The 15955-nt window shown below is 67.1% G+C and carries 20 protein-coding genes and 1 riboswitch; of the genes, 11 read left to right on the top strand and 9 right to left on the bottom strand.

Annotated features, from left to right (window positions below; genetic code table 11):
• Positions 1 to 366: 366 nt before the first annotated feature.
• From thiS to DU475_RS18865, 4 genes are all read right to left on the bottom strand, one after another.
• Positions 367 to 564: a sulfur carrier protein ThiS gene (gene thiS, locus DU475_RS18880; RefSeq protein WP_047308032.1), complete on the bottom strand. Its 198-nt coding sequence runs from the start codon at positions 562 to 564 to the stop codon at positions 367 to 369.
• Positions 555 to 1676: an FAD-dependent oxidoreductase gene (locus DU475_RS18875; RefSeq protein WP_246700364.1), complete on the bottom strand. Its 1122-nt coding sequence runs from the start codon at positions 1674 to 1676 to the stop codon at positions 555 to 557. Before DU475_RS18875 ends, thiS begins: the two co-directional genes overlap by 10 nt.
• Positions 1665 to 1802, bottom strand: a riboswitch (TPP riboswitch). It overlaps the preceding gene by 12 nt.
• A 102-nt stretch (positions 1803 to 1904) precedes the next feature.
• Positions 1905 to 3242 carry an ATP-binding protein gene (locus DU475_RS18870; RefSeq protein WP_164632995.1) on the bottom strand — a complete coding sequence of 446 codons (1338 nt, stop codon included), beginning with the start codon at positions 3240 to 3242 and terminating at the stop codon, positions 1905 to 1907.
• Positions 3239 to 3961, bottom strand: coding sequence for a response regulator (locus tag DU475_RS18865; protein ID WP_047308035.1), 723 nt, complete (start codon positions 3959 to 3961; stop codon positions 3239 to 3241). Before DU475_RS18865 ends, DU475_RS18870 begins: the two co-directional genes overlap by 4 nt.
• 164 nt (positions 3962 to 4125) lie before the next feature.
• Here DU475_RS18865 and DU475_RS18860 point away from each other — a divergent pair, with 164 nt between their 5' ends.
• Both DU475_RS18860 and DU475_RS18855 read left to right on the top strand, forming a co-directional pair.
• A complete protein-coding gene (locus DU475_RS18860; RefSeq protein ID WP_164632994.1) occupies positions 4126 to 4683 on the top strand; it encodes a hypothetical protein in 558 nt (185 codons plus the stop codon).
• 290 nt (positions 4684 to 4973) lie between these two features.
• Entirely contained in the window at positions 4974 to 5525 is a 552-nt protein-coding gene (locus DU475_RS18855) for a PRC-barrel domain-containing protein (RefSeq protein WP_013501546.1), read from the top strand.
• A gap of 122 nt (positions 5526 to 5647) precedes the next feature.
• Here DU475_RS18855 and DU475_RS18850 read toward each other — a convergent pair whose 3' ends face one another.
• From DU475_RS18850 to DU475_RS18840, 3 genes are all read right to left on the bottom strand, one after another.
• Complete coding sequence (locus DU475_RS18850; RefSeq protein ID WP_164632993.1) at positions 5648 to 7210, bottom strand: DUF4403 family protein; 1563 nt, start codon at positions 7208 to 7210, stop codon at positions 5648 to 5650.
• Between the two features lie 156 nt (positions 7211 to 7366).
• Positions 7367 to 7705 (bottom strand): hypothetical protein, encoded by a 339-nt coding sequence (locus DU475_RS18845; protein WP_164632992.1) that lies wholly within the window; start codon positions 7703 to 7705, stop codon positions 7367 to 7369.
• A 188-nt stretch (positions 7706 to 7893) separates the two neighbouring features.
• Positions 7894 to 8610, bottom strand: coding sequence for a L,D-transpeptidase (locus DU475_RS18840; RefSeq protein ID WP_047308038.1), 717 nt, complete (start codon positions 8608 to 8610; stop codon positions 7894 to 7896).
• Positions 8611 to 8879: 269 nt separating this feature from the next.
• Here DU475_RS18840 and DU475_RS18835 point away from each other — a divergent pair, with 269 nt between their 5' ends.
• Positions 8880 to 10328 carry a tryptophanase gene (locus DU475_RS18835; RefSeq protein ID WP_164632991.1) on the top strand — a complete coding sequence of 483 codons (1449 nt, stop codon included), beginning with the start codon at positions 8880 to 8882 and terminating at the stop codon, positions 10326 to 10328.
• Between the two features lie 228 nt (positions 10329 to 10556).
• On the top strand, positions 10557 to 10757 hold the full coding sequence (locus DU475_RS18830) for a DUF3606 domain-containing protein (RefSeq protein ID WP_164632990.1): 201 nt from the start codon (positions 10557 to 10559) through the stop codon (positions 10755 to 10757).
• A 59-nt stretch (positions 10758 to 10816) separates the two neighbouring features.
• On the opposite strand, the gene DU475_RS18825 is transcribed toward DU475_RS18830, so the two are convergent.
• Complete coding sequence (locus DU475_RS18825; protein WP_164632989.1) at positions 10817 to 11665, bottom strand: arsenite methyltransferase; 849 nt, start codon at positions 11663 to 11665, stop codon at positions 10817 to 10819.
• Entirely contained in the window at positions 11655 to 12011 is a 357-nt protein-coding gene (locus DU475_RS18820) for an ArsR/SmtB family transcription factor (RefSeq protein ID WP_011159101.1), read from the bottom strand. Before DU475_RS18820 ends, DU475_RS18825 begins: the two co-directional genes overlap by 11 nt.
• 96 nt (positions 12012 to 12107) lie before the next feature.
• Between DU475_RS18820 and DU475_RS18815 the strand changes: the two genes are divergently transcribed.
• The 7 genes from DU475_RS18815 to DU475_RS18785 all read left to right on the top strand — a co-directional run.
• A complete protein-coding gene (locus DU475_RS18815; RefSeq protein WP_164632988.1) occupies positions 12108 to 12407 on the top strand; it encodes an ArsR/SmtB family transcription factor in 300 nt (99 codons plus the stop codon).
• Entirely contained in the window at positions 12404 to 13453 is a 1050-nt protein-coding gene (locus DU475_RS18810; protein ID WP_164632987.1) for a permease, read from the top strand. Before DU475_RS18815 ends, DU475_RS18810 begins: the two co-directional genes overlap by 4 nt.
• Before the next feature lie 11 nt (positions 13454 to 13464).
• Positions 13465 to 13701, top strand: coding sequence for a thioredoxin family protein (locus tag DU475_RS18805; RefSeq protein ID WP_011159097.1), 237 nt, complete (start codon positions 13465 to 13467; stop codon positions 13699 to 13701).
• Between the two features lie 54 nt (positions 13702 to 13755).
• Positions 13756 to 14112, top strand: a complete 357-nt coding sequence (locus DU475_RS18800) for an ArsR/SmtB family transcription factor (RefSeq protein WP_013501556.1) — start codon at positions 13756 to 13758, stop codon at positions 14110 to 14112.
• Positions 14105 to 14632 carry an arsenate reductase ArsC gene (locus DU475_RS18795; protein ID WP_013501557.1) on the top strand — a complete coding sequence of 176 codons (528 nt, stop codon included), beginning with the start codon at positions 14105 to 14107 and terminating at the stop codon, positions 14630 to 14632. The genes DU475_RS18800 and DU475_RS18795 overlap by 8 nt, the downstream gene beginning before the upstream one ends.
• A complete protein-coding gene (gene arsC / locus DU475_RS18790) occupies positions 14632 to 15057 on the top strand; it encodes an arsenate reductase (glutaredoxin) (RefSeq protein ID WP_013501558.1) in 426 nt (141 codons plus the stop codon). The genes DU475_RS18795 and arsC overlap by 1 nt, the downstream gene beginning before the upstream one ends.
• A 246-nt stretch (positions 15058 to 15303) precedes the next feature.
• A partial coding sequence (locus DU475_RS18785) for an arsenic resistance protein (RefSeq protein ID WP_205524461.1) occupies positions 15304 to 15955 on the top strand: 652 nt, incomplete at its 3' end.

Genomic DNA, 15955 nt, shown 5'->3' with positions numbered 1-15955 from the left:
GGCGAGTTCGAGCCTCTCGGCTCCGCGGAGGCGCCCCCTCACCCGAACGCTTCGCTGCGCTCAGCATTCGACCTCTCCCCGCGCGCGGGGAGAGGTGAGTAGCAGCGCTGCGACTCGCGGCCCCCCACCCCCGACCCCTCCCCGCAAGGGGGAGGGGAGCGGAGGCGCTGCGGCGCGTGGCGTGTATCACCGCCATCCTCATCCCCACCACAGTCGTCATCCCCGCGAAGGCGGGGATCCAGTATTCCAGAGCGTTCGCGGCTGAACGCCGGCGCTCTGGGATACTGGGTCGCCCGGTCGAGCCGGGCGATGACGGCGGGGGGTGGGGCAGGCGCGGTGCTTTGCTGCGACGCTGCGAGGCCATCCTCATCCCCCTTGCCGCGGCGTCAGGATCTCGATTTCGTCGCCGGCAGTGACGGGCGTCTCGTCCCATTTGCCGCGGGGGACGACGTCGTAGTTGAGCGCGACGGCGAAGTGGCCGCCGGTGCAGTCGAGCTCGGCCATCAGCGCCGCGACGCTGGCGGACTGGATCTCGCGCTGTTCGCCGTTGATGGTCACAAGCATCGCATTACCTGATTGTCGATTTCGCCGCGCTCGACATAGGCCACCACCTTCTCGGCCAGCGACGGCGCCATCAGGAACCCGTGGCGATACAGGCCGTTGGTGGCGACGCGGCGGTTGCCGATGGCGATCCGCGGCAGGTTGTCGGGGAACGCGGGGCGCAGCCCGGCACCGAGTTCCACGATATGGGCTTCGCCGAACGCCGGATGCACCGCGTAAGCAGCGCTGAGCAGTTCCAGCGCCGAGCGCACCATCACCAGCTCGTCTTCGCTCTCGACGGTGGTGGCGCCCAGCATGAAGTGATTGTTCTGGCGCGGGATGACGTAGAGCGGCCAGCGCGGGTGCATCAGCCGCACCGGGCGCGACAATTGCACCTCGGCGGTCTTGATCACCACCATCTCGCCCTTGACGCCGCGCAGCTCCGGCGCCTTGTCGCGGGCCGCGAGGCCGCGGCAATCGATCACCAGGCCACCCAGATCTTCCGGCGTCATTTCCGATTCGAAATGGATGCTGCCGCCGGCCTCGATCAGCCGCTCGTGCAGGCGCGCCAGCACCAGCCGCGGCTCGACATGGCCTTCGTCGGGGAAGAACAGGCCTTCGCGGAACCGGCCGGCCAGCGCCGGCTCCAGCTCGGCGATGCCGTCGGCGTCGACGCGCTGATGACCGGTGGTCATCTTGGCGAAGCGCTCGAAATCGGCGCGGTCGCGCGGATGCGCCACCACCAGCGAGCCGTTGAACACCGCGTCCGGGAATTCCTTGCGCCACATCTCGAGCGAGCGCATCCCGATCTGGCTGACCATCGGCTCGGCGCCCTCGGCCTCGCAATACGGCGCCAGCATGCCGCCCGCCCAATGGCTGGTGGCCTGTGTCATCTCGTTGTCGCCGCGCTCGTACAGACTGACCTTGCGGCCGGCGCGCGCCAGCAGCAGCGCCTGCCAGGCACCGGCGATGCCGGCGCCGATCACCGATACCGGCGCGTCCTTGCGCAGGTCCGGCTTCTCGCTGCGCAGCGCTGCGGCGGTCAACGCCGAAGATACTGAAGCCGAAGCTACCGAAGCCAAAGCGGAAAGATTGGCGGATTCGGCCCCGCCACGGCCTTCGACTGTCTGATGCATCCCTGTCCCTTCGCCGGCATGACCCGGATCAGGTTCAAAGGGTCACCGCGGTCTCTGTGCCTCGCGAATCGAAGCGGCGAGCGTGCGGTATCTCAGCTCCTCGTCGGAGCCCCCCTCGGAACGGGCTCAATGTAGGCGGATGAATCCCGCTGTCAACGTGCCTTTGGTGCAGGGCTGCGCGCCGCCCGTCCGCCCGCGGAATTGGAACGATTCGCCGTGCAGCCGCCGTCACGCGGCGCTGCGGTCCGGCTTCTGGCGAGGCAGGGTGATACGGGCGGTCAGGCCGTTCGGCGTGCGGTTGTGCAGCGACAGCTCGCCGCGATGACCGCGGGCGATCGCACGGGCGATCGACAGGCCGAGCCCGAACGAGGAATTGTCGTCCATGTTGCGGGCGTCGTCGCCGCGCACGAACGGCTGCAGCGCGCTGTCCTTGTCGGCGTCGGCGATACCCGGCCCGTCGTCCTCGACTTCGATGGTGATCGTATCCTGCGTCAGCGCCAGCCGGATCGTCACCTCGGTGCCGAACCGCACCGCGTTCTCGACCAGGTTCGTCACCGCGCGATGCAGATCGCCGGGCCGCGCCATCGCCATCGCGTGCTCGGGGCCCTGATACGCGACCTTGGCGCCGATGTCGGTAAACTGGTCGGCGATCAGTTGCATCGCGCTGGCGAGATCGATCAGGGTCGGCGCGTCGCGGGTGGCGCCGTCGCGCAGGAAGGTCAGCACGGCCGTCAGCATCGTGCCCATCTGGTCGAGGTCGTGCAGCGTCTGGGTGCGCTGGTGTTCGTCCTCGATGAATTCGGCGCGCAGCCGCATCCGGGTGATCGGGGTGCGCAGATCGTGGCTGATCGCCGCCAGCATCCGGGTGCGATCCTCGATCAACGTGGTGATGCGCCCGCGCATCCGGTTCAGCGCCCGCGCCAGCGAGCGGATCTCGGCGGGGCCGCGCTCGGGCAGCGGCGCGTCCGAACTGTCCAGGCTGAAATTCTCCGCCGCCGCGGCGAAGCTCGACAGCGGCGCCGCCAGGGTGCGGGCCGCCCACAGCCCGAGCAGCGCCAGGCTGACCACGCCGATCAGCAGCGAGGCCATCCACGGGTTGCCCCATGGCGGCCGGCGCCGCTCCGGCGGCATCCGGGCGCCGATTGCGGCGCCGTCGGGCAGGGTGATCACCACCTTGCCGTCCCCGAGCGAGGCGACCCGGTAGTTCGGGCCGAGCCGCCAGCCCAGTTCGGCGATGTCGTGCGGCGGCCATTGCCGCTCGTCGGCATCGGCGGGCGGCGACGCTGCGGCGGTGAGCTCGAGCCGGGGAAAGGCGGCGGCGATGGTGGCGATCAGTTGCGGCCGGTCCGCCGCGGCGCTGCGCCCGATCAGTTGCGCCAGCGCGTGCAGTTGCTGCGGCTCGGCCGGCGAGGGCATCGGCCGGTCCGGCCGGTTGACGAAGAACACCACCGCGATGATCAGGTGGCTGGCGATGATCGACGCCAGCACCAGAATGGCGATCTGGCCGCGAACGCCCTCGAGCCCGAGACCGAATTTGAGTGCCGCCAGCCGCCTGGGCGCGCTCATGTCGATTCGACCATCGGAGTGAACACGTAGCCGCCGGCCCGCACCGTTTTGATCAGCGTCGCCTCGCGCGGATCAGGCTCGATTTTGCGCCGGATCCGGCTGATCAGCACGTCGATCGAGCGCTCGAAGGCGCCGACGTTGCGGCCGTGGGTGAGATCGAGCAGGGCCTCGCGCGACAGCACCCGGCCGGCGCGTTCGCACAGCGCCTGCAGCAGATCGAATTCGGCGCTGGTCATCGCCACCAGCGCGCCGTCGGGATTGCGCAACTCGCGACGCCGGCAGTCCATCCGCCAACCGAGAAAGCCGAGCGTGGTGGCGCCGGGCGCCGCGCTGGCGGTGACCGCGCTGGCCTGACGGCGCAGCACCGAGCGGATCCGCGCCAGCAGTTCGCGCGGATTGAACGGCTTCGGCAGGTAGTCGTCGGCGCCCATCTCCAGGCCGAGGATGCGGTCGACATCGTCGCCGCGCGCCGTCAGCATGATGATCGGCAATTGCGAATTCGCGCGGATCTTGCGGCACAGGCTGAGGCCGTCCTCGCCCGGCAGCATCACGTCGAGCACGACGAGATCGACCCGATGGTCGGCGATCCAGCGCTCCATCTCGCGGCCGTCGGCGGCGGTGGCGACGTTGCAGTTGTTGCTGCGCAGATACTTCGCGATCAGCGCGCGGGTCTCGCGATCGTCCTCGACCACGAGAATGGATGGCGGTGTGCTGCTCATGCCGGGGTTTTGCGATGTTTCGGGGCGGCTTGCCGAAGAATCTTGTTTCAGTTTGTTTCTGAACGCCAGTCCGCAAAATCCCGCAACCAACCGGGCGGGGCGCCGGAATATCTCGTTAATTGATTAACCATAGCGTCGGTCGTGATCAAAGCCTGGAGTTTCTCATGACCTCCATCTCCTCCGCTGCCTCCGGCAGCTATCTGTCCCCGCTTCAGATGCTCCAGAAGGAGCTCGCCTCCGAAGTCTCCGCCGGCACCGTCAATTCGACCGATGCGGACGCATTGTCGACGGCGCTGCAGGACATCGATACGGCGTTACAGAGCAGCCGCGCCAGCGGCAGTGCCGGCTCGCCGCCGAGCGACATGAAGTCCAAGATCGACGACCTGATCGCGACCGAAGTCTCCAACGGTACGCTGACCTCCGATCAGGCCGCCGAATTGCAGAGCCTGTTCCAGAACACCTTCGCCGGCGGTGCGGCCGGCGGCGCTGGCGGACCGCCGCCACCGCCACCGCCACCGCCCGACGATTCCTCCGGTTCGGTGTCCTCGGTCTCGTCGAGCAGCTCGTCGTCATCGAGCTCCGACGTCAGCGAGGTGCTGAAGGAGTTCCTCAAGCTGCTGCAGGAGCAGCAATCGTCGTCGACCGCGAGCAGCTACGGCGCCAGCGGCAACGCGACCAGTTCCTCCTCGTTTTCGGCGCTGCTGATCAACTACCAGGTCTGACCTGCGACCAATTGGATCTACCCGACTGTGTGACGCCGTCGGTTCAAGCGCATCTCTTCCGTCCGCGGAGGAGGTGCGCTTTCTCTTTGAGGCGGACGCTTGGCGACGCGCGTCGTTGCGACGCATCGGTCTACGCAGGATTGTCCGGGAACCCGGCCATGAGGGAACCCGGCGCCGCTGCGAACTAATCGATTGGTACGCGGCGGTGCGCGAAAAAACAGTTCGATTGCGGGAACGCAGTGTGGTGTCCGCGGTTCTGTAGACACCATTCACAACAAGAGGGCAATCCGATGAAAGCCAAGACGATGATCGCCGGCCTGCTGGGCACCACGCTGCTCGCCACCGCCGCTTACGCGCAGAATCCGGCGCCGGCCGACAACACCAACACCATGGCCAAGCCGTCGGCCGCGGCCACCGGCGCCTCGCAGCAGCACATGGGGCAGTGGCGCGCGTCGAAGCTGATGGGCGTCAACGTGTACAACCAGGGCAACGAGAAGCTCGGCGACATCAGCGAACTGCTGATCGACAATCAGGGGCGTATCCAGGGCGTGGTGATCGGCGTCGGCGGCTTCCTCGGCGTCGGCCAGCGCGACGTCGCCGTGGCGTTCGACAAGTTGCAGTGGGTGAACACCCCGGTCTCGTCGAACACTGCGGCCAATACCCAGACCGCTCCGGCCGGCTCGGCCACCTCGACCGCGTCTCCGGCCGGCACCACCACCGGTGCGGCGGGCTCGACGTCGGCCACGGCGAGCAACGCGGATCGCTGGTATCCGGACCACGCCGTGCTGAACGCCACCAAGGATCAGCTCACCGCGATGCCCGAGTTCAAGTATTCGAGGTAAACGACGCAGGCTGAAAGCCTCGTCACGCGAACGCCGCCGGTTTTGCCGGCGGCGTTCGTGCGCGTGGGTAAGTGCGCGTCATCGTTCGATTGCAGCGAACTGAGCCGCTTCACGATGCTGGATCAGCGCGGTGCCGGCTGCGGCAGCTCCGGTGGTTTGAGCCGGGTCACCTTGACTTCGAGGATGCCGTTAGCCTCGGCGGTGATCCGCAGCATGTTCGAATCGAACACCAGGTCCGACAGCCGCAGGCTGGAGATCTCCGAGGAAATTCTCATGCCGTCCTCGTTGCGCTGATAGCTGGCGATCATGTTGCCGATCCGGCGCTGCACGTTGGACGATTCCGGCTTCAGGTCGATCACCGCCTTGTCGGCGATCGCCCTTTCCAGATACGGCACCGCGGCGCGGGCGGTGTCGCCGAGCAGCCCGAACGCGGCTTCGGATTCGACCGCGAGCTGGATGTCCGACAGCCGCAAGGTCTGCTCTTCCTGGTCGAGCGTCGGACGGCCCCAGATGTGCAGCGTCGCCTCGGTGCCGAAGCCGAAGAAGCTGCGGTTCTCCTTGGCGTCGACCAGCAGCGAGATCAGCAGCCGGTCGCCGCTGGCGGCGAGCTTGGCACGCTTCACCGTGATCGCGGCGCGGCTGTCGCCTTCCGGGAAGGTCTTGCCGACGAATTGCGCTTCGAGAATGCGGTCGAGCTCCTGGAACGGGATGTCGATCGGCACCGCGACTTTGACGCCCGCGGTGTCCGGCGCGACCATCTGCAGCGCAGCCGGGAACGGGCATTGCGGCTTGGTGGGGCCGGCGGTGATGCGGGTGTCGGCGACGATGCCCAGCGTCAGTGTCGCCGCCGAGGCGTCGACCTGCGGTTGCGCCGCCAGCGCCCGGGTCGGGCGGATCTCCAGGAAGAAGCCGTTCGGCACGCCGGTGCCTTGCAGCGGCACCGAGCGGCACAGCCGGTCCCATTCGCGGCGCGCGCTGCGCTCCAGCGCGCTGTCGTCGCGGATCTGCCGCTCCAGCCGGCCGAGCTGGTCGGCGATCGCCTTGTCGATCACCGGCTTGACCTGCTGCGGCACGTCGATGCGGACGCCGCCGACCGACACGCCGGAATCCGACAGCACCACTTCGGCGTCGAGATGCGGATCGACGTGCCAGTTCGGCAGCACCTCCGGCCTGGCGCTGATCGCGATCGTACCCTTGATGTCGCCATTGGCATTGAACGACTTGATGTTGACCCCGATCTGCTTGGCGACCTTAGTGCCGAGCAGCCGGCCGAGCGTGTCGTCGACTTTGGATTGGGTGCTGGCGGACAGCGAGCCTTTGGCATTCACCGTGCCGTTGAGTGGCGAGGTGATCGTGAGCTGATCCCTGGCGCCGCGCACCGTCACCGCGCCGCGCGTCGCGGTCCAGTGGATATCTGCGTTCTGCACATACTGGGACAGCGGGTTGTCGGCTTTGCCGGAGAAGCTGCGCGGTGCGACCGCATCGACCAGATCGCGGATGGTGCCGAGCGGCACCGATACCGGCACCACCACGGTCGACTGCCGGATCGGCGGCAGTGGCGGCAGCGCCTGCAGGCTCGGTGGCGAGATGGCGCGCGGCGCCAGCCAGTCGAACGCCTTCAGCGTGACAGTGAAAGAGATCGCGACGATCGCGAGTGCTACCAATCCAAACTTGACGAAACGCATCGATACCCCGGGGCGGAACGGCCGGGACAATACAGGCCGGGGGCGGGGGGCGCCAGCGGCGCCAGATGCGTTGGCCGCCAGGCCGTGGAAAGGCCTGCGAACCGCCGCGATATCGCCGGTAACGGCGCCCCGGATGCGGCGGGGTGTTGCCGAACATTACAGCCGAATGGGCCCGTCGGGCTCGCAGCCCAGTGCGCCGCCGCGTTGTGCCCAAAGATTGCACACCGACTCCGCGCTGACCGGCCCTTCGACCACCAGGCACTGGTCCGGCGCCCGATAGAACCGGCAGGAGCCGCAGCGCCGCCCGGAGGTCGCGGTCGCGACGAAGCGGGCGTCCTGCTGCGATGATTTTCGCGGGATCATCTCCGAACACCCGGCTGACGGCTCCGCCCGGCCGGTCGTGGTGGCAGTGCAGGTCGCTGCCAGCGTCAGGCCGGCGATTGCGAGCAGGCGCCGGCGCGTCAATAGGGCCGCGGCGTCGATCGGCTTGTCCATCACAGTCCTCCTTCGTCGCGGCGCACAGAGAGGATGAGCCGCGGTCAGGCAAACTGATAGTTCCGCCGTGCTGACGGTTAGCTGACAACCTCCGCGGTAAGCGGCGATAGACGCCTGACGCAGATACGCGCGGCCTCCGACGAGACCGCGCGTCTTGAATGAACGAAATCGCTTACCGCAGCGACGACTCAGCCGCGGCGTCCGGTGCCGGCATCGGCGGCGCGGCGGTTGTCGGGCAGCACGATCACCTTGGCACCGACGCCGACCCGCGCATACAGATCCTTGACGTCCTCATTGGTCAGCCGGATGCAGCCGGACGAGACGTGGGTGCCGATCGTCGACGGCGCGTTGGTGCCGTGGATGCGATAGATGGAGCCGCCGAGATACATCGCGCGGGCGCCGAGCGGATTGCCCGGGCCGCCGGCCATGTGGCGCGGCAGATAGGGCTGGCGGGCGATCATTTCCGGCGGCGGCGTCCAATCCGGCCACTCCGCCTTCCTGGTGACCGACTTGACGCCCGACCAGGTGAAACCATCGCGGCCGACCCCAATACCGTAGCGGATCGCGCGACCGCCACCGAGCACGTAGTACAGATAGGTGTTCGGGGTATCGACGATGATGGTGCCCGGCGCCTCACGGCTCGGATAGGTAACGATCTGGCGCTTCAGCCGCGCAGGAAGCTCGGCGGCAGCCTCCCCGTCGTCCTGAGGCGCGGCCTGGGGCTGCGGTGCGGTCTGTTCGACCGGTGCGTAGGCCAGCGGCTGCATCGTCGCCGGCTGCGGCAGGAAGGGCAGGAACGGGAATGGCAGCGGCTGCGCCGCATTGGCGGGCGCGGCGATGGCAATGGTGCTGATCGCGACGATTGCGGCCGCGGCGGCACGGCTGGTTCGCGGAAAACGGATCATGGTCGGTCCCCCTGTGGGTGCTCTGGTCGTTCGCCTCGGCGCCTTTGCGGCGGCTTGTTGGCGCTATCAGTACCCCAGCATCCGTTTCCGGACGTTTTCGCCGGGCTGTGGATTTGGTTTCGTCGCAGTAGGGATTTGTTTCGCCTGTCGGCCCCGGCGGGGCTCCGCGGGGCGGCGTCCGTTTGATCAAGCGCAATTGAGAAAGTCCGCCTGCCCGATAAGCCAAGGCCCCCGCGCGGTGCGGGAGAACGGTCGGGGGAGTTTGCGACATGGCGACAGTGAAGTTTTTCGGCAACGAGGCGGTGCCGCTCGAGATGCACAAGGTGCGGATCGTGCAGAAGCTCAGCCTGCCGCCGGTCGAGCGCCGGCTGGAGAAGATTACCGAGGCCGGCAACAACACTTTCCTGCTCAAGAACGACGACGTCTTCCTCGACATGCTGACGGATTCCGGTGTCAACGCGATGAGCGACCGCCAGCAGGCCGCGATGCTGACCGCCGACGACTCTTACGCCGGCAGTGCCACCTACACCCGGCTCGAAGACAAGCTGCGCGAGATCTTCGGCATGCACTACTTCCTGCCGACCCATCAGGGCCGCGCCTGCGAGCATATCCTCGCCAAGGTGTTCGTCACGCCCGGCAAGGTCGTGCCGATGAACTATCACTTCACCACCACCAAGGCGCATATCGTGCTGCAGGGCGGCACGGTGGAGGAGCTGGTGACCGATGCCGGGCTCGAAGTGACCAGCGCCAATCCGTTCAAAGGCAACATGGACATCGCCAAGCTGCGGGCGGTGATCGAGAAGGTCGGCGCCGCCAATGTCGGCTTCGTCCGGATGGAGAGCGGCACCAACCTGATCGGCGGCCAGCCGGTGTCGCTGCAGAATCTCGCCGACGTCAGCAACGTCTGCAAGGAGCACGGCATTCCGCTGGTGCTCGACGCCAGCCTGCTCGCCGACAATCTGTACTTCAACAAGACCCGCGAGGATCACTGCAAGGCGCTGTCGATCCGCGAGATCACCCGCCGCACCGCCGACCTGTGCGACATCATCTACTTCTCGGCGCGCAAGCTCGGCTGCGCCCGCGGCGGCGGGATCTGCATCCGCGACCGCGCGCTGTACGAAAAGATGCGGCCGCTGGTGCCGCTGTACGAGGGCTTCCTCACCTATGGCGGCATGTCGGTGCGCGAGATGGAAGCGCTCACCGTCGGCCTCGACGAGACCATGGACGAGGAGATGATCAACCAGGGGCCGCAGTTCATCGCCTATATGGTGGACCAGCTCGTCGAGCGCGGCGTTCCGGTGATCACGCCGGCCGGCGGCCTCGGTTGTCATATCGACGCCAAGCGCTTCGTCGACCACATCCCGCAGTCGCAATATCCGGCCGGCGCGCTGGCGGCGGCGCTGTACGTCGCCTCCGGCATCCGCGGCATGGAGCGCGGCACGCTGTCCGAGCAGCGCGAGCCCGACGGCAGCGAGATCTACGCCAATATGGAGCTGGTGCGCCTCGCCATGCCGCGCCGCGTGTTCACGCTGTCGCAGGTCAAATACGCGGTCGACCGCATCGCCTGGCTGTACGCCAACCGCAAGCTGATCGAGGGCCTGACCTTCATCGAGGAGCCGGAAGTGCTGCGGTTCTTCTACGGCCTGCTCAAGCCGGTGTCGGACTGGCAGAACAAGCTGGTGGCGAAATTCCGCGAGGACTTTGGCGACAGCCTGTAAGCATCGCTGTTACTCGAGTCTTGCAGCACAAACGTCGTCATGCCCGCGCTTGTCGCGGGCATCCACGTCTTGGAGACGTGTCGGCGAGCAAGGCGTGGATGGCCGGGACGATGCCCGGCCATGACGAGGGCGGCAAACCCACGCTCGATTCAATTCGGTACGACGCCGCGTCTTCGGAACCAGCGATTCCTGAATGCGTTGCTCACGGGGCAACATCAGGAGGCCAGCATGGCTGCGAAGAAAGCCACCAAGAAGACCACGACGCGCGGACGCAAGCAGGACCGGGCGCGCGTCGCCGGCGGCCAGGACTACGAAGTCCGCTACGAGGCCAAGAAGACCGGCCGCTCGGCGCCCGCAGTGAAGAAGGCGGTCAAGAAGGTCGGCAACGCGCGCAAGAGGGTGGAGAAGCGGCTGGCAAAGAAGGGGTGATGCGCCGGCGTGCGGGTCGATCCCGGTGCTCCTCGCAATGAGTTAGCCAGGACGCCGCGTCAGATGCAGCATCCTGCGGACGAGTTTCCATCGGGCTTGGTGGCCCGGACGAATCCGCTGAAGAACTTGTCCTGCATCTTTGGGGCGAGGGCGTCGACATCGATGCCCTTGCCGGCGAGGAATTCTCGGGCGTCCTCGATGTCGTAGACGCGGGTCGGCTGGATCGAGATCTGCGCGAAGCCGGCGGCTTCCAGCCTGGCGACGTAGTCGGACTCGTCGAGGGCGCCGGCGAGGCAGCCGACCCACAGCAGCACGTCGCGGCGCAGCGCTTCCGGAATCTCGCCGCGGGTCACCACGTCAGACACCGCGAACCGGCCGCCCGGCTTCAGCACCCGGAACGCCTCGCGCAGCACGCGGTCCTTGTCGCCCGACAGGTTGATGACGCAGTTCGAGATGATGACGTCGACCGAAGCGTCGGGCAGGGGGATCGCCTCGATCTCGCCCTTGAGGAATTCGACGTTGTCGAGCCCAGCCTTGCGCTGATTGTCGCGCGCCAGCGCCAGCATCTCGTCGGTCATGTCGAGGCCGTAGGCCTTGCCGGTCGGGCCGACCCGGCGCGCCGACAGCAGCACGTCGATGCCGCCGCCGGAGCCGAGATCGAGCACGATCTCGCCCGGCGACAATTGCGCCAGCGCGGTCGGGTTGCCGCAGCCGAGCGAAGCCAGCATCGCCTCGGCCGGCAGGCCCTGTTCCTGGGCGGCGTCGTAGAGATTGCTGGTGATCGGGCTGGCGCCGGGAAGCACCGACGACCCGCAGCACGACGTGCCGCCGCCGGTGGCGACCTTCAGCGCGGCGCCGGCGTATTTCTCGCGGACGATGTCCTTCACGTCTTGCACGTCAGTGGGCATTGCGGTTCTCCGTTGGGCAGCAGACGACGTCTTCGGCCCGCACCGCGCGGGAGCGGGTGCAGCATTCGGCATAGAGGAAGGCCAGCAGCTCGCGCAGCGCATCGGCGTTGGCGGTGTAGCGCAGGAAGGTGCCTTCGCGGCGGGACTGCACCAGGCCTTCGTTCTTCAGCTTGTCGAGATGATGCGACAGCGTCGACGGAGCGATGCCGAGTTCGTCGCCGATCTCGCCGACCACCAGCCCGTCCGGATGCGCCGACAGCAGCGTGCGCATGATCCGGAGTCTGGGCTCGGTGCCCATCGCGGCGAGCATGTCGGCGAAGCGGGCGATATCGGCGGTATCGGTCATGGGATCGGCCTCATTTTCGATAATTCTACAATCATCGAATTATCAGTCAAGCTATTTGTGCTTGACCGCTTATGCGCATAGGCGCATTTATTGAAAATGGATACCGAAGCTCTCTGTTATCTCAACGCTCTCGCCGATCCGACCCGACTCGCGGCGCTGCGGCTTTTGTGGGACGGCGAGGAGCACTGCGTCTGCGAATTGATGCGCGTGCTCGGCGCGACGCAGTCGCGGATGTCTCGGCATATGGCGGTGCTACGCAGCGCCGGTCTGGTCATCGATCGGCGCGACGCGCAGTGGGTGCGCTACCGGCGCTCTCCGAATCTGTCGCCCGAAGCGGTGGCGCTGGTCGAGGCCGCGCTCGCCTTCAGGCGCAAACGGCGCGCGAGGGCCGCATGACCACCACCGCACTGTCCGGCAAGTCTCGCTTGATGACGACCAAACTGATCGTCACCGTCCTGCTCGTGGTACTATGGGGCGCGGTGTACGCGGTGCTGTCGCCGGCCTCGGAATGGATCGTACGCCAGCTTCCGCTCGATCCGGCCGGCGGTTCGGCGCGGGCGCTGGCGTTCTTCATCTACGACACTCCCAAGGTGCTGATGCTGCTGACGCTGATCGTGTTCGCGATGGGCGTGGTGCGCAGCTTCTTCTCGCCTGAACGCACCCGCGCGCTGCTCGCCGGGCGGCGCGAAGGCGTCGGCAATGTCGCCGCTGCCGGGCTCGGCGTGCTGACGCCGTTCTGCTCGTGCTCGGCGGTGCCGCTGTTCATCGGCTTCGTCAGCGCCGGCGTGCCGCTCGGGGCGACGTTCTCGTTCCTGATCTCCGCGCCCCTTGTCAACGAGGTCGCGCTCGGGCTGCTGCTGGCGCTGCTCGGCTGGAAGGTGGCGCTGCTGTATCTGCTGCTCGGCCTCGCGGTCGCGATCGTCGCCGGCATGGTGATCGGCCGGCTGCATCTCGAAGCCTGGCTGGAGGACTGGGTGCGGGCACTGCGCACCGAAGCGGCGCCGCTCGAAGCCGAGCGCCTCAGCGTGTCGGACCGGATCGACGCCGGGGTCGAGGCGGTGCGCGACATCGTCGGGCGGGTGTGGCCGTGGATCATCGCCGGCATCGCGATCGGCGCCGGCATTCACGGCTGGGTGCCGGAAGGTCTGCTCGCCGGGATCATGGGACGCGAGGCGTGGTGGTCGGTGCCGGCCGCGGTGGCGATCGGCATTCCGATGTATTCCAACGCCGCCGGGATCGTCCCGGTGGTCGAGGCGCTGCTCGGCAAGGGGGCAGCGCTCGGCACCACCCTGGCGTTCATGATGAGCGTTACCGCGCTGTCGGCGCCGGAGCTGATCATCCTGCGCAAGGTGCTCAACGTCCGGTTGATCGCCGTGTTCGTGGCCGTGGTCGGCCTCGGCATCCTGACGGTCGGCTATCTGTTCAATTTCCTGTTCGGCTGAAGGAGAAGGTCATGAAGGATGTCAAGGTGCTTGGTTCGGGCTGCAAGCGCTGCATCGAAACCGCCGCTCTGGTGCAGGGCGAGGCGGACCGCCTCGGCGTGCCGATCCGGCTGGAGAAGGTCACCGACTACGCCGAGATCGCCAAATTCGGCATCGCCTCGACGCCGGGCGTGGTGGTGGACGGCAAGGTAGTGCATGCCGGCGGGTTGCCGAAGGCCGAGAGCATCGCGGCGTGGCTGTCGAGCTGAGCGGCGGCGGAGACAGGACTTGACTGGTGCTGATACTTCCATTATTCATGAATTATGGAAGCAAATGCAGCCCTCGATGCTCTGTCGGCCCTGTCGCAGGAAACCCGCCTCGCGGTGTTCCGGCTGCTGGTCCGGTGCGAGCCGGATGGCGTCGCCGCCGGCGATCTCGCCAAGGCGGTGGGGGTGCCGGCCAACACCATGTCGGTGCATCTCGGCGTGTTGAGCCGCGCCGGCCTGGTGACCTCGGAGCGGCACAGCCGCTCGATCGTGTACCGCGCCGATCTGGCGCGGTTCCGAGCCCTGATGCTGTTCATGCTGATGGATTGCTGCGACGGCCGCAGCGACATCTGTGCCCCGCTGATCGCCGACCTGACCCCCTGTTGTCCTTCGAAAGAGACCGTCGATGTCTGATCGCATCTTCAACGTGCTGTTTCTCTGCACCGGCAACACCGCCCGCTCGATCATGGCCGAGAGCATTCTGCGTAAGGACGGCGGCGGCCGGTTCAACGCCTTCTCCGCCGGCAGCCAGCCGAAAGGCGTGGTCAATCCGTTCGCGCTGAAAGTGCTGGCGGACGGCAACTACCCGACCGAGGGGCTGCGCTCCAAGAGCTGGCAGGAGTTCGCCGCCGCCGACGCCCCGGTGATGGATTTCGTGTTCACCGTCTGCGACAACGCCGCCGGCGAGGCCTGTCCGGTGTGGCCCGGCCAGCCGATGACCGCGCATTGGGGGATCGATGATCCCGCCGCGGTCGAAGGCATCGATCTCGAAAAGGAGCGCGCCTTCGTGCAGGCGTTCCGCTTCCTGAAGAACCGGATCGGCGCCTTCACCGCGCTGCCGATCAAGCGGCTCGACGGCGTCGCGCTCGGCGCCAAGCTGCGCGAGATCGGCCAGTCCGCTGGCGCCAGTCACGGCCGGCCGGAGGTCGCGTGATGGACGTCGTCATCTATCACAACCCCGACTGCGGCACCTCGCGCAACACCCTCGGCCTGATCCGCAACGCCGGGATCGAGCCGCACGTCATCGAGTATCTGAAGTGCCCGCCGAGCCGGGCGATGCTCGAACAGTTGATTGTCCGCGCCGGGCTGACGCTGCGGCAGTTGCTGCGCGAGAAGGGCACGCCGTATCACGAACTGAAGCTGGACGATCCGGCACTGAGCTACGAGGATCTGATGGCGGCGGTGATGGCGCATCCGATCCTGATCAACCGGCCGCTGGTGGTGACGCCGAAGGGCGTGCGGCTGTGCCGGCCGTCCGAACAGGTCATCGACCTGCTGCCGCCGCAGCGCGGCCAGTTCACCAAGGAAGACGGCGAACTGGTGACCGATGCCAGCGGCCGGCGCGTGGCGACGGCGTAGTTGTGCTTTGGGGTGGAGATGAAGCCAAGCGTTACCACCCGCACCGCCGTCATCGCCCGGCTCGACCGGGCGACCTAGTATTCCAGAGCGCCGCTGCGTTCGCGCGGCGACGTAAGCGCTGGATAGCTGGCGTTCTGGGATACTGGATCCCCGCCTACGCGGGGATGACGTTTGTTAGTTTGGTGGGCGGAGCGGCCAACAGATCATTCGACAAAAGAGTCCAGAGAACGGGTTAGAGATCATTCCATGTCCACCTTCGAACGCTATCTCACCCTGTGGGTCGCGCTGTGTATCGTCGTCGGCATCGCGCTCGGGCATCTGATGCCGGGGGCGTTTCAGGTGATCGGGGCGGCGGAGATCGCCAAGGTCAATCTGCCGGTAGCGGCGCTGATCTGGCTGATGATCATTCCGATGCTGGTGCGGATCGACTTCGCCGCCTTGGGCCAGGTGCGCGAGCACTGGCGCGGCATCGGCGTGACGCTGTTCATCAACTGGGCGGTGAAGCCGTTTTCGATGGCGGCGCTGGCGTGGCTGTTCGTCGGCTACCTGTTCAGATCCTATCTGCCGGCGGACCAGATCAACTCCTACATCGCCGGCCTGATCATCCTGGCGGCGGCGCCGTGCACCGCGATGGTGTTCGTGTGGTCGAACCTGACCAAGGGCGAGCCGCATTTCACCCTGAGCCAGGTCGCGCTCAACGACACCATCATGGTGTTCGCGTTCGCGCCGATCGTCGGCCTCCTGCTCGGCCTGTCGGCGATCACCGTGCCGTGGGACACGCTGGTGCTGTCGGTGGTGCTGTACATCGTGGTGCCGGTGATCATCGCGCAGGGCCTGCGCCGCTGGGCGCTGGCGTCGGGCGGCGAGGCGAGCTTGCAGCTGTCTCTTATACACTTCT

Source organism: Rhodopseudomonas sp. WA056 (assembly GCF_010906995.1).
Lineage (GTDB): Bacteria > Pseudomonadota > Alphaproteobacteria > Rhizobiales > Xanthobacteraceae > Rhodopseudomonas > Rhodopseudomonas palustris_G.
This window is presented reverse-complemented; position numbering and strand designations above follow the sequence as displayed.

Coding starts and splice junctions, on each gene's coding strand:
- thiS (WP_047308032.1), bottom strand. CDS start 564: ATGCTTGTGACCATCAACGGCGAACAGCGCGAGATCCAGTCCGCCAGC.
- DU475_RS18875 (WP_246700364.1), bottom strand. CDS start 1,676: ATGCATCAGACAGTCGAAGGCCGTGGCGGGGCCGAATCCGCCAATCTT.
- DU475_RS18870 (WP_164632995.1), bottom strand. CDS start 3,242: ATGAGCGCGCCCAGGCGGCTGGCGGCACTCAAATTCGGTCTCGGGCTC.
- DU475_RS18865 (WP_047308035.1), bottom strand. CDS start 3,961: ATGAGCAGCACACCGCCATCCATTCTCGTGGTCGAGGACGATCGCGAG.
- DU475_RS18860 (WP_164632994.1), top strand. CDS start 4,126: ATGACCTCCATCTCCTCCGCTGCCTCCGGCAGCTATCTGTCCCCGCTT.
- DU475_RS18855 (WP_013501546.1), top strand. CDS start 4,974: ATGAAAGCCAAGACGATGATCGCCGGCCTGCTGGGCACCACGCTGCTC.
- DU475_RS18850 (WP_164632993.1), bottom strand. CDS start 7,210: ATGCGTTTCGTCAAGTTTGGATTGGTAGCACTCGCGATCGTCGCGATC.
- DU475_RS18845 (WP_164632992.1), bottom strand. CDS start 7,705: ATGGACAAGCCGATCGACGCCGCGGCCCTATTGACGCGCCGGCGCCTG.
- DU475_RS18840 (WP_047308038.1), bottom strand. CDS start 8,610: ATGATCCGTTTTCCGCGAACCAGCCGTGCCGCCGCGGCCGCAATCGTC.
- DU475_RS18835 (WP_164632991.1), top strand. CDS start 8,880: ATGGCGACAGTGAAGTTTTTCGGCAACGAGGCGGTGCCGCTCGAGATG.
- DU475_RS18830 (WP_164632990.1), top strand. CDS start 10,557: ATGGCTGCGAAGAAAGCCACCAAGAAGACCACGACGCGCGGACGCAAG.
- DU475_RS18825 (WP_164632989.1), bottom strand. CDS start 11,665: ATGCCCACTGACGTGCAAGACGTGAAGGACATCGTCCGCGAGAAATAC.
- DU475_RS18820 (WP_011159101.1), bottom strand. CDS start 12,011: ATGACCGATACCGCCGATATCGCCCGCTTCGCCGACATGCTCGCCGCG.
- DU475_RS18815 (WP_164632988.1), top strand. CDS start 12,108: ATGGATACCGAAGCTCTCTGTTATCTCAACGCTCTCGCCGATCCGACC.
- DU475_RS18810 (WP_164632987.1), top strand. CDS start 12,404: ATGACCACCACCGCACTGTCCGGCAAGTCTCGCTTGATGACGACCAAA.
- DU475_RS18805 (WP_011159097.1), top strand. CDS start 13,465: ATGAAGGATGTCAAGGTGCTTGGTTCGGGCTGCAAGCGCTGCATCGAA.
- DU475_RS18800 (WP_013501556.1), top strand. CDS start 13,756: ATGGAAGCAAATGCAGCCCTCGATGCTCTGTCGGCCCTGTCGCAGGAA.
- DU475_RS18795 (WP_013501557.1), top strand. CDS start 14,105: ATGTCTGATCGCATCTTCAACGTGCTGTTTCTCTGCACCGGCAACACC.
- arsC (WP_013501558.1), top strand. CDS start 14,632: ATGGACGTCGTCATCTATCACAACCCCGACTGCGGCACCTCGCGCAAC.